Source organism: Streptomyces sp. NPDC104831 (genome assembly GCF_055583025.1).
Genome location: NZ_JBVJOT010000034.1, coordinates 1 through 11,697, shown reverse-complemented (window position 1 = coordinate 11,697; position 11,697 = coordinate 1). Strand labels below are relative to the sequence as shown.

Here is an 11,697-nt window from a genome sequence, read left to right as displayed (position 1 = left end):
GGGCGCCGCCCCGGCGCTTACCGGTACAGCATCTTTCATGCGGTCCAGGGTCATCACGTCAGGCCGTCGTCCCCGGCTTCTCGCGGAGGGCGCCGACCACCGCACGTTCCAGGACCGCCGACTTGTTCGTCACGGTGTCACGGTGCCCTTCCGGCCCAGGGAGGTGTCCCGGGTGAGGCAGGTCCGCTCGCCCGGGTACTCCAAGGTCTTCGCGTCGAAGACCCAGGCGGTGCGCCAGCCGGCGCGCTCGTCGTCGCGGGCCACGCCGATGCCGTGCCGGCCGGCCGCGTCCACCGCGTCGGAGTCCACGCTCACGCCGGGGATCCTCGCCGCGGCCTTGTACAGGGCGGCTGCGTTCTGCGGAGGCATCGAGGTCTCCCGCAGCAGCCCGCCGATGGCCTCGAAGGCGTCCTGGTCCGGGTTCCGCTCGCCGGCCGGGATGTCGCGCGCGTCCTGCTCCGCGGTGATCTCGGCGGCGAGCCGGCGGAGCAGGACGTCGGGGTCGGTGGGCAGGGAGGCCAGCCAGGAATACGTCGGGCGGCTGAGGCCCGCCGGTGAGCCGACGGGCTTCTCGCCGTCCGGGACGCCGACCGTGATCGGGAAGTACGTGCCGTCCTGGTGGATCAGGCCCTCGTCGACCACCGGCCCGGACTTCTGGGTCATCCAGACCTCGCGCTCACCGGGCCTGCCCAGTTTCACCGGACCGCCCAACACGCCCTCGTGACGCACTCACGCCGACTGGCCCGCGACTACGAGACACCGACACCTCGGAGGCGGTGATCAAGTGGGCGATGAGCATGGTCATGAGCCGCCGCCTCGCCCGACGGGCACGCTGAACAGCCTCGGCCGTTCCTCTGCCAGCCAGCCAGCCAGCCAGCCAGCCAGCCCCGCGCGGCCGGCCGCTTGGCTTTCGACCGCACTCTTTCCACCTTCGCCAAAACCGGCTCCAGCCCCACCGCAGCCGCGGGTTGCCGACATTAAGCAGCTGCTGTCGCGGCAGCCTCGGCTTGTTGCCGGTCGAGATGTCGTGGGGGGTGGCGGATGCCGTCGATGCGGGCGGTCCTGGAAGCGCGGCAGAAGGCCGCAGCCGCGCAGGGGAACCAACTCCAAGCCGAGTTGGAACGGGCGGGCGGCTCTGACGGACGCCGAGGAGGCGCACCGCCACCGGGTGATCGGCCTGGAGCAGTATCTGGAGGCGCTGGCCGAGGAGGAGGCACCCGCTGACATGACCGGCGAGGTGCCGCGGAGGAAGCCGGCCGGACCGCGCCGGGCGGTGCCTCACCGGCGACACGCGAGCGAGGTGAAGGAGCTGTCGCCGGACTATCAGGCGTTGATGGCCGCCGTGGACGATGCGGGAGGCGACGGGCTCGGCGCCCGGCGGGCGGCGATGGTGCTGGGCTGGGACAGCGCATCCGCCTCCCGCGTCGAAGGTGCCAGGGCACGGCTGAAGCGGCTGGTGGAAAGGGGCTGGCTGGTCGAGGCGAAGCTGGGCAGCCGTGCACGGCCGGCCCCTGCTCGAGATACCCGGCGAGCTTCTCCAGGCAACGCGGCGACAGACGACACCGCGACCTGCTCGGGCCACGCGAGGCCAAAGCCTCACGACCGCCCGCCCGCCACAACTGATGCCACTGGTAGGCCGATCCCAGGCTCACCCGCAGGCGCCGTGCGACCTCCGGCGGCTTGATCTTCTGCTCGAACAGCCCGACTGCCTGCATCCGTACCGTCTCCCGGCGCCGACGTCCCGCAGGAGTCAGCCCGCCCCCATCCGCATGCAGTCAGTAAGGTGCGGGCATGAGCAATCGGGCCCCGACGCTGGAGGACGTCGCGCGGGAAGCAGGCGTTTCCCGGGCGACTGTCTCCCGGGTCGTGAACGGCGTGCGCAACGTGGATCCAGCGATTCAGGACCTGGTGTACCGCGCGATCGAACGGACCGGATACGCGCCCAACCGGGCCGCGCGGTCGCTGGTGACCCGGCGCGCCGAGACCATCGCGCTCGTCGTCTCTGGCGCGGGGAACCCTTCGGAGGACATCCCAGGTGCCTTCGCCGCCCGGGCGTTCGCGGATCCCTTCTTCGGAAGGGTGGTCTCAGGAATTGTCGGCTTTCTGAGCCCACGATCCATGCACCCGGTGCTGATGTTCGCGGAGTCGCCTGAAGACCGGCATGAGGTGCTCACCTACTTGCGGCAGGGCCGGGCCGACGGCGCGCTCGTTGTTTCGACGCACGCCGACGACCCACTGCCCGCACTGCTGGCGGAGGCGAGACTGCCCACCGTGCTGTTCGCCCGTCCGGCCCGCCCGGTGCCGCTGAGCTACGTGGATCTGGACCACCGCGACGGCGGACGGCTCGCGGCGGAGCATCTCCTGGCGCGCGGCTGCCGCAGAGCGGCCACCGTGTCCGGCCCGCTCGCCATTTCCGCGAGTAAGGAGCGACTCGCGGGCTTCCGCGACACGATGGCTCGCCATGGACATTCGTGGGTGCCGGTCGTCGAAGGCGGCTTCACGCTCGACAGCGGCGCCGCGGCCATGGGGCGGCTGCTCGCCGAATATCCTGATATCGACGGCGTGTTCGCTGCCAATGATCTCATGGCACAGGGCGTGTGCCAGATGCTGCATGAGCGGGGCAGGCGGGTGCCCGACGATGTCGCGGTGATCGGCTTCGACGACTCCGGTATCGCGCTGACCTGCCGCCCCCCACTGACCACAGTTCGTCAGCCGGTCGAGCAGATGGCCGCGGAAATGGCCCGCATCCTCGACGAGCAGATTCGGGGGAAGCGCGCCGAGCCGGCGTCGGTTCTCTTCGATCCCGAGCTCGTCGTGCGGGAATCCGCGTAGAAGAGCGGACCGGCACCTCAACGAGCGGTTGGAACGCCTGCAGAGCAAAGCATCACGGTACCGATCCGGCTCCGCCGGTTCAGGGCCGCCTGCCAGGGCGGGAGCGGCGCCGGTATGTGGGATCCGCACGACGGCCGCCGTGGGCGAAGAAGTCGGCGAGCGGCTGGGTCGCGGCACCGATGGTGACCGCGTTCGGACCGAGGCGGCTGAGTTCGATGTCCACGCCTGTGGCGGGGTGTCGCAGCGCGTGCGCGAGTGCGTGCGTGCGCGACTCTTCGAGGAACCGTGGGCCGAGTCGCAGGCCGGCCCAGCCGCCGATGATGATCCGTTCGGGCTGAAAGAGGTTGATCAAATCGGACAGGCCCGCACCGACGTACTGGGCCGCCTCAGCAACGACGGCCGCCGCCACAGGATCGGACATGCCCCCGCTCCACGGATACGCGGCCGCCAGCAGCTGGGTCAGAGCGCTCTCCTCGTCGGCGCCCGCCGATGGCCTGCCGCCCGCCTCGCGCCAGCGGGCGAGAAGTGCCTCGGCGCCCGCGTACGCCTCCAGGCAACCGGACGCGCCGCAGCGGCAGCGTCGCCCGCGCACCTGCACCGTGAGGTGGCCCCACTCGACGGCCCGGCCGCGCTCCGGGTTGTCGGTGACCACGCAGGCGCCGACGCCGGAGCCGAAGAGCACCACCACGGCGGAGCGCGCGCCGCGGCCGGCGCCGAACCACATCTCTGACTGGCCTGCGGTCTTGGCTCTGTTGTCGATGAAGTACGGCACGTGTGCCGGAAGCCGGCCGGTTCGGCGCAGGAGACGCTCCAGGGGCACTGCCTTCCAGCCGATCGATTGGCCGTGCACGACGGCGCCGCCTTCGGCGCTGGCGTCGACGATGCCGGGCACTCCGATACCGACGCCGAGCAGGTTCTCGCCGTCGACACCTGAGGTTCGCAGCACCTCCTCGACACCATGGTTGATGCCTTCCGTGATGGCGCCCACTTCGTAGGGGCTACTGTTCTGGCGCATCAACGTGCGCTCCACGCTGGAGAGTTCGGTCAGGGACAGGTCGAACAGCCCCACTCGTACCCGGTTGTCCCCGACGTCCACGCCGATCAGGTGGCCACTGCCAGGCGCGATCCGCACCAGGATGCGTGGACGCCCGCGAGGGGAGGCGACGCTGCCGGCCTCTTCGACCAGGCCGTCGGCGATCAACTCGGCCACCACGTTGGTAATCGATCCGGAACTCAGCCCGGTCGCCGAGGTGAGCGTGTAGCGGCTCATCGGCCCGTCGAAATACAACCGTTGCAAAACGGCGGTCCGGCTCTCCCGCCGCAGGTCATAGACCGTACGACCACTGGGTTGTGTCACCTGGCCTCCTCGTTCACCTACGCCCTGGGCAAGGCGCGGCGGGTCCAACCTCTTGACGCCGTTCTTCACATGCGGCTTAACTCACGTCATAAATTAAGCCTTGGGGCCTATCGAGTCGAACGCGGTGTCGGCGTCCGTAGGCGCTTCCACGGCTTCGACCCCCGGAAAGGGACACCAGGAGTCATGCGCAACATCCGAGCCGCGGCCGTAGGTGCCGTCACCTTGTCTCTCGCCTTGGCGGCCACGGCCTGCGGCGGCGGTTCTTCGACCGGCGGCGGGTCCAACGACTCGCCGAAGACGCTCACTTACTGGGCTTCCAACCAGGGCGCCAGCATTGAGGTCGACAAGAAGGTCCTCCAGCCGGAACTCGACAAGTTCGAGAAGCAGACGGGCATCAAGGTGAAGCTGGAGGTGGTGCCCTGGGCGGACCTGCTGAACCGGATCCTGACCGCGACCACTTCGGGCCAGGGTCCGGACGTTCTCAACATCGGCAACACCTGGAGCGCCTCCCTCCAGGCCACCGGTGCGCTGCTGCCTTGGGACGCGAAGAACTTCGCCAAGATCGGTGGCAGGGACCGTTTCGTCGACTCCGCCCTCGGCTCGACCGGCGTCCAAGGCCAGGACCCGGCCGCCGTCCCGCTGTACTCGATGTCGTACGCGCTCTACTACAACAAGAAGGTCTTCGCCGAGGCGGGCATCACCAAGCCGCCTGCCACGTGGGACGAGTTGGTCGCCGACGGCAAGAAGATCCAGGCCAAGGGCATGCAGGCCATCGGCACGGAAGGCTCCAACCTCTCCGAGAACATCCACCAGGTGTTCGTCCTCGCCAAGCAGCACGGCGCGGACTTCTTCACCGCCGACGGCAAGCCCGACTTCACCAACGACGGCGTGGTCGCGGCGGTCAAGCAGTACGTGGACCTGATGGCCAAGGACAAGGTCATCCCGGTCAGCAACGCCGAGTACTCCCAGAACCAGTCCCTGAGCGACTTCGCCAAGGGCAAGACGGCAATGGTGCTGTGGCAGACCGCCTCCGCCACCTTCAAGGCGCTGGGCATGAAGGACTCCGACTGGGCCGCCGCCCCCGCGCCCGTCCAGTCCGGGACACCGGGCACCGGTACCCAGGTCAACTCGATGGTGGCCGGCATCAACATGGCCGTCTTCAAAAACACCCACAACCTCGACGGCGCCGCGAAGTTCGCGAAGTTCATGACCAGCGACGAGGAGCAGAGGATTCTCAACAAGGCTTACGGCTCCATCCCGCCGGTCAAGTCGGCTCAGTCGGACCCGGCGTTCAACTCGCAGGGCACCGCGGTGCTCCGCCAGACCCTGGCCACCAGTGCGCAGGCGCTGCCGCAGGTGGCCGACGAGTCCCAGTTCGAGACGGCCGTGGGGACGGCGGTGAAGGACCTGTTCGCTGAGGCGGCGGCCGGCCGCGCGGTGACCACCGAGTCGGTGAAGGCCAAGCTCCTCAAGGCCCAGCAGCAGATGCCGACGAAGTGAGTGCGGACACCCTCATGACGACCACGGTCCCCGAGACGGGCACGCGGCCGGTGCGCGAGAACTCCCCCGGTGCGGCGCGCGGCCCGCGCCGCACCGGGCGGATCAAGCGCATCGGACTGCCGTACCTGCTCCTGCTTCCCGCTCTTGTCCTCGAACTCCTCGTCCACCTGGTGCCGATGGTCATCGGCATCACGATGAGCTTCAAGGAGCTCACCCAGTTCTACATCCGCGACTGGGGCACCGCGCCCTGGACCGGCATCGACAACTACAAGCTGTCGGTCGACGTCAACGGCCCCGTCGGCGAGGCCCTGCTGCACTCCTTCTTCGTCACCGTCGGCTTCACCCTGCTCTCGGTTGCCCTCTGCTGGCTGATCGGCACCGCCGCCGCGGTCTTCATGCAGGACACCTTCCGCGGCCGCGGACTGCTGCGCACCGTCTTTCTCATCCCTTACGCCCTGCCGGTCTACACCGCCGTCATCACCTGGGTGTTCATGTTCCAGCACGACAACGGCCTGGTGAACCACGTCCTGCACGACCAGCTGCACCTCACCGACAAGCCGTCCTTCTGGCTCATCGGCGACAACAGCTTCTACGCCCTGCTGACCGTCTCGGTGTGGAAGGGCTGGCCGTTCGCCTTCCTCATCGTGATGGCCGGACTGCAGAACATCCCCAAGGAGCTGTACGAGGCCGCCGCGCTGGACGGGGCCGGCATGTGGCAGCAGATCCGCCGCATCACCCTGCCGTCGCTGCGCCCGGTCAACCAGGTCCTCGTCCTGGTGCTGTTCCTGTGGACGTTCAACGACTTCAACACGCCGTACGTGCTGTTCGGCAAGTCGGCGCCCGAGGCAGCCGACCTGATCTCGATCCACATCTACCAGTCGTCGTTCATCACCTGGAACTTCGGCACCGGCTCCGCCATGTCCGTCATGCTGCTCCTGTTCCTGTTCGTGGTGACGGGCGTCTACCTGCTGCTGACCTCCCGAGGAAAGAAGACGGCCGATGTCTGACACCGTCCGGACGTCCCGGCCGCCGCGTTCCCCGATGGCCTCGCCCCGCTCCTTCCACTGGTCGAGGCGGGTCTTCCTCACCCTGCTGGCCGGCTTCGTCCTCGTCCCGGTCTACGTCATGGTGTCCAGCTCGCTGAAGCCGCTCCAGGACGTCTCCGGGAAGTTCCGCTGGCTGCCCAGCGGGCTGACCCTGCGTCCGTACGTCGACATCTGGTCGACGATCCCGCTGGCGAGGTACTTCGCCAACTCGCTGATCGTGGCGGGATCGGCGACCGTCGGTTCGGTGGTGATCGCGGTGTTCGCGGCGTACGCGGTCAGCCGCTACTCCTTCCGCGGCAAGCGTGTCTTCACGGTCACCGTGCTGTCCACGCAGATGTTCCCCGGCATCCTGTTCCTGCTGCCGCTGTTCCTGATCTACGTCAACATCGGCAACGCCACCGGCATCGCCCTGTTCGGCTCGCGCGGCGGGTTGATCCTGACGTACCTCACCTTCACCCTGCCGTTCTCGATCTGGATGCTGATCGGGTATTTCGACTCGGTGCCGCGGGACCTGGACGAGGCGGCCATGGTCGACGGGTGCGGCCCGCTCAGCGCGCTGTTCCGCGTCGTGGTGCCGGCCGCGATCCCCGGCATCGTCGCGGTCGCCGTCTACGCCTTCATGACCGCCTGGGGCGAAGTGCTCTTCGCCTCCGTCATGACCGACGACACCACCCGCACCCTCGCCGTCGGACTCCAGGGCTACTCCACTCTCAACGACGTCTACTGGAACCAGATCATGGCCGCCTCGCTGGTCGTCAGCCTGCCCGTGGTCGCCGGCTTCCTGCTGCTGCAGCGCTACCTGGTCGCCGGACTCACCGCGGGCGCGGTCAAGTAGCACACTTCCCTGCCTCCTCGAAAGGTTCTCCGTGTCCGACTCGACAGACCTCGCCGCCTTCCCTCGTGACTTCGCCTGGGGCACCGCCACCTCCGCTTACCAGATCGAGGGGGCCGTCGCCGAGGACGGCCGCTCGCCGTCCATCTGGGACACCTTCTCGCACACCCCCGGGAAGATCGACAACGACGACCACGGCGACACCGCCTGCGACCACTACCACCGCTGGCCCGAAGACGTGTCCCTGATGAAGGAGCTGGGCGTGGACACCTACCGGCTGTCCATCGCCTGGCCCCGGGTGGTGCCGGGCGGTGACGGCCCAGTCAACGCCAAGGGCCTCGCCTTCTACGACCGGCTGATCGACGGTCTGTTGGAAGCCGGCATCACCCCGAACGTCACCGTCTACCACTGGGACCTCCCGCAGGTCCTCCAGGACCGGGGCGGCTGGAGCGAACGCGCCACCGCCGAACACCTCGCAAGCTACGCCTCCACCGTCGCCGAGCGCCTGGGCGACCGCGTCACCCAGTGGGCCACGCTGAACGAGCCGCTGTGCTCGGGCTGGATCGGCCACCTGGAGGGCCGGATGGCACCCGGCCTGACCGACCTGACCACCGCCGTCCGCGCCTCCTACCACCTGCTGCTGGGCCACGGCCTGGCCACCCAGGCGATCCGGGCGGCCGTCCCCGGCGCACAGGTCGGCCTGGTCACCAACCACTCCACCGTCGCCGCCGCCTCCACGAGCCCGGAGGACGTCGCAGCGGCCACGCGGATGGACGGCCACACCAACCGCTGGTGGCTCGACCCGGTCTACGGCCGGGGCTTCCCCACCGACATGCGCGAACTCTACGGCGTCGAACTCCCCGAGCGCGCGGGCGACCTCGAGACCATCGCCACCCCGCTGGACTGGCACGGACTCAACTACTACTTCCCGGCCACGGTCGAGAACGACCCCACCGGCCCGGTCCCCTATGCCCGTGAGGTCCGGCTGCCCGACGTCCCGCGCACCGGCATGGACTGGCAGATCGACGCCGACGGCCTGGAGAGCCTGCTGATGCGGCTCACCGACGACTACGGGATCCGACGCCTCTACGTCACCGAGAACGGCTCCGCGTTCCCCGACACCGTCGGCCCGGACGGTACCGTCGACGATCCCGACCGGACCCGCTACCTGGAAGAGCACCTGGCGGCCTGCGCCCGCGCTGCACGCAAGGGTGCCCCGCTCGCCGGGTACTACGCCTGGTCCCTGCTCGACAACTTCGAGTGGGCCTACGGCTACGACAAGCGCTTCGGCCTCGTCCACGTCGACTACGAGACCCAAAAGCGCACCGTCAAGACGAGCGGGCGGCGCTACGCGGAGATCGTCCGGGCGCACCGGCAGGGCGTCAGCGCCGGCTGATCCGTCCCCGTACCCACTGCGGCCCCGTCCGTCGGAGAACGTCCGACGGACGGGGCCGCTGCTGTGCCGAGCCCCGGGCCATCGCTCCGGAGCCGCCGCGCCCACCGCGCCGGCCGGGAGCCGACGCGGCAGGCAGGGCGCTTTCGCCGGCGCTTTTACGGTGCTTCGGTGACCGTCAGCGGCGTCTGCCACCGCAGATCTCCCGCCGAGCGTCCGACCATGAGCCGGTACGTCCCGGTCTCCGTACGCCAGGCGCCATCCGCCTCCGACCAGTGCCGCAGGGCACGGGGGGGAACGACCACCTCGGCGGTCACCGTCTCGCCCGGTTCCGCTCGTACCGCTGCGTAGCCGGCGAACCAGCGCTCCGGTCGCTCCACGGCGGAGTCGGGGTGCGCTAGGTAGACCTGGACCACCTCGCGTCCGGGCCGGGGCCCGGTGTTGCGCACCCCCACCCGGACCGTGAACGGGAAGCCCGCGGGGACTTGCGCCGGCGCGCCCATGCTCTCGTAGTCCCACGTGGTGTACCCGAGGCCGTGACCGAACCAGTACGCGGGTGTGCGCCCGGCCCGCAGCCAGGCCCGGTACCCGATGTGCAGGCCCTCGGCGTAGTCCAGCCGGCCGCCGGCCGGCCGGGTCTCGGTGACGGGTGCGTCCGCGAGGGACGCCGCCCAGGTGGTGGGCAGCCGGCCTCCGGGCTCCGCGTGGCCGAAGAGGACGTCGGCGATTCCCGCGCCCGCCTCCTGCCCGGGGAACCAGCCGAGCAGCACGGCACCCACCTCCTCGCGCCAGGGCAGCTCGACCGGGCCGCCGCTGTTCACGACCACGACCGTGCGCGGGTTGGCCGCGGCCACGGCGCGCACGAGTTCGTCCTGCCGGCCGCCGAGGGCCAGAGCGGTGCGGTCGTGGCCTTCGGTCTCGCTGTGCTCGGTGGTGCCCACGAACACGACCGCCGCGTCCGCCGTCCGGGCGGCTTCGACCGCCGTGGCGAGCGCCGTCCCCGGATCCTCCTCGGGCGGTGCGGCGGCGAGGATCGTGGCCCGGCCGGTACCGGCCGCCAGTTCGCGCCGTGCCACGAGGTGGACGGGCCGCTTCGACACCAGGGCCGCCCGGACGGTGTGCAGGGGCGGGGTGACGTGCACGACCGCCGGATCGTCCGTCCGACAGGGGAAGTCGTCGTCCAGGAGCACCTGTGCGTCGAGACTGAGTGTCATGCGGCCGAAGCCGCCCACGCCGAAGCTCCACTCCCCGGCGCGTTCGGGCCGCAGCAGCGCGCTGATCTCCACGGTGTGCGCACCCGGGACGAGGGTGGGCTCCAACTGGCGCCCGGACAAACGCCGTTCGGCGCACAGTTCGCGGCCCTGCGCGTCCAGCAGCCGCACCAGGACCCCCGGCATCCCGGACCGGGGTTCCGTGCACCGGTCCGCGTCGACCGGAGCCGGAGGAAGACCGAGCGACGGGCCGGGCACGTGGACCACTCGTCCCCGGCGGCGCAAGCGGCCGCGGATCCCGTCGAGGGGTGTGACGACGGCCGAGGGGTGGACACCCGCACTGCCGCCCCCCTGGACCCGGGGCGTGGCCGCGTGCGCCCCGATCACGGCGACGGACGAGAGCGCGGCCGGGTCCAGCGGCAGCACCTCGTCGGCGTTGCTGACCAGTACGGAGCCGGCGGCGACGGCTCGGCGCAGCAGTGCCCGGGTGTCACGCGCGCGTACGGCCGGTCTCATGCGCGCGGGGCCGGCAGCGAGGGCGCCGACGCGGTGGGCGAGCCGGAGCAGGCGCCGCACCTTGTCGTCGAGGGTCTTCTCGGGCACCCGGCCGTCTTCCACCGCACGCGTCAGGGACGCCTCCCACGGGCTGTGCGGCCCGGGCATCGCGAGGTCGAGCGCCGAGCGGGCCGACTCCTCGACGGTCCGCACGGCGGCCCAGTCGGAGACGACGACGCCGTCGAAGCCCCACTCGTCCTTGAGGACGTCGCCGAGCAGGGGATGGGCCGTCATGGCCGTTCCGCCCACCGCGTTGTAGGCGGCCATGACGAGCCATGCGCCGGCCTCGACAGCCGCCTCGAACGGCGCGAGGTACACCTCGCGCAGCACCCGCTCGGACACCCGGACATCGACCGTGAGCCGCTCGGTCTCGGAGTCGTTGGCCACGAAGTGTTTGGCCGTGGCCGCGACCCCCTGCGCCTGGATGCCCCGGATCAACGCGGCGGCGGCGCGACCGGTCAGTTCCGGGTCCTCCGAGAAGCACTCGAAGTGCCGCCCGCTCAGCGGGGTCCGGTGCAGGTTGAGCGTGGGCGCGAGGAGGATGTCCACCCCCTTGCGCACCGCTTCGGCGGCCAGCAGGCGCCCCAGTTCCGCCAGCAGACCGTCGTCCCAGAGCGCGCCGAGGGCCGAGGCCGACGGCAGCAGCGCGGAGGTGCGCCGTTCGTCCCAGCTCTCCCCGCGCACCCCCGCCGGGCCGTCGGAGCAGACCATCTCCCGGAGGCCGATGTCCGGGTCCGCGGCCGTCCGCCACGTCGTGGCTCCGGTGAGCAGGCGCACCTTCCGCGCCGTACTCAGTTTGTCGATCAGCCGGTCGAGCATGTCGTCGCTGACGTCGTTGGTCACGTCGTCGTTCATTCCCACCCCATGGTGTGTCTGTGCCGGCCGGCTCCCGCGAGCAGGCCGAAGGCCCGGGCGGAACCGCGGTGGGCGGGTCCGGCCGGGCCGCGGGGAGGACCCGGTGGTCCGGGCAG

Annotated in this window: 7 protein-coding genes and 2 pseudogenes; 5 read left to right on the top strand and 4 right to left on the bottom strand. The window is 70.3% G+C overall.

Annotation, left to right across the window (positions count from 1 at the left end; translation table 11 throughout):
• Positions 1-129: 129 nt before the first annotated feature.
• Together ACZ63H_RS22855 and ACZ63H_RS22850 are read right to left on the bottom strand one after the other, a co-directional pair.
• Complete coding sequence (locus tag ACZ63H_RS22855; RefSeq protein ID WP_469867764.1) at positions 130-663, bottom strand: CU044_5270 family protein; 534 nt, start codon at positions 661-663, stop codon at positions 130-132.
• Between the two features lie 830 nt (positions 664-1,493).
• A pseudogene (locus ACZ63H_RS22850) lies at positions 1,494-1,775 on the bottom strand (helix-turn-helix domain-containing protein); the annotation flags it as partial.
• Between the two features lie 16 nt (positions 1,776-1,791).
• Here ACZ63H_RS22850 and ACZ63H_RS22845 point away from each other — a divergent pair.
• On the top strand, positions 1,792-2,832 hold the full coding sequence (locus ACZ63H_RS22845; protein ID WP_469867762.1) for a LacI family DNA-binding transcriptional regulator: 1,041 nt from the start codon (positions 1,792-1,794) through the stop codon (positions 2,830-2,832).
• Positions 2,833-2,849: 17 nt separating this feature from the next.
• Here ACZ63H_RS22845 and ACZ63H_RS22840 read toward each other — a convergent pair.
• Positions 2,850-4,189: pseudogene (locus tag ACZ63H_RS22840) on the bottom strand (ROK family transcriptional regulator).
• Positions 4,190-4,372: 183 nt separating this feature from the next.
• Between ACZ63H_RS22840 and ACZ63H_RS22835 the strand changes: the two are divergent.
• The 4 genes from ACZ63H_RS22835 to ACZ63H_RS22820 are packed head-to-tail and all read left to right on the top strand — an operon-like array spanning position 4,373 to position 8,963.
• A complete protein-coding gene (locus ACZ63H_RS22835) occupies positions 4,373-5,689 on the top strand; it encodes an ABC transporter substrate-binding protein (RefSeq protein ID WP_469867760.1) in 1,317 nt (438 codons plus the stop codon).
• A 14-nt stretch (positions 5,690-5,703) separates the two neighbouring features.
• Positions 5,704-6,696, top strand: a complete 993-nt coding sequence (locus tag ACZ63H_RS22830; protein ID WP_469867758.1) for a carbohydrate ABC transporter permease — start codon at positions 5,704-5,706, stop codon at positions 6,694-6,696.
• The gene (locus tag ACZ63H_RS22825; protein ID WP_469867757.1) at positions 6,689-7,570 is read left to right on the top strand and encodes a carbohydrate ABC transporter permease; all 882 of its coding nucleotides are present in this window, start codon (positions 6,689-6,691) and stop codon (positions 7,568-7,570) included. The genes ACZ63H_RS22830 and ACZ63H_RS22825 overlap by 8 nt, the downstream gene beginning before the upstream one ends.
• A gap of 31 nt (positions 7,571-7,601) precedes the next feature.
• Complete coding sequence (locus tag ACZ63H_RS22820; protein ID WP_469867755.1) at positions 7,602-8,963, top strand: GH1 family beta-glucosidase; 1,362 nt, start codon at positions 7,602-7,604, stop codon at positions 8,961-8,963.
• 155 nt (positions 8,964-9,118) lie between these two features.
• On the opposite strand, the gene ACZ63H_RS22815 is transcribed toward ACZ63H_RS22820, so the two are convergent.
• Entirely contained in the window at positions 9,119-11,581 is a 2,463-nt protein-coding gene (locus tag ACZ63H_RS22815) for a beta-glucosidase (RefSeq protein ID WP_469867753.1), read from the bottom strand.
• Positions 11,582-11,697: the final 116 nt, after the last annotated feature.

What these genes read in the sequence shown, in the direction of transcription:
- ACZ63H_RS22855 (WP_469867764.1), bottom strand. Translation starts at nt 663, where the DNA reads ATGACCCAGAAGTCCGGGCCGGTGGTCGACGAGGGCCTGATCCACCAG.
- ACZ63H_RS22845 (WP_469867762.1), top strand. Translation starts at nt 1,792, where the DNA reads ATGAGCAATCGGGCCCCGACGCTGGAGGACGTCGCGCGGGAAGCAGGC.
- ACZ63H_RS22835 (WP_469867760.1), top strand. Translation starts at nt 4,373, where the DNA reads ATGCGCAACATCCGAGCCGCGGCCGTAGGTGCCGTCACCTTGTCTCTC.
- ACZ63H_RS22830 (WP_469867758.1), top strand. Translation starts at nt 5,704, where the DNA reads ATGACGACCACGGTCCCCGAGACGGGCACGCGGCCGGTGCGCGAGAAC.
- ACZ63H_RS22825 (WP_469867757.1), top strand. Translation starts at nt 6,689, where the DNA reads ATGTCTGACACCGTCCGGACGTCCCGGCCGCCGCGTTCCCCGATGGCC.
- ACZ63H_RS22815 (WP_469867753.1), bottom strand. Translation starts at nt 11,581, where the DNA reads ATGAACGACGACGTGACCAACGACGTCAGCGACGACATGCTCGACCGG.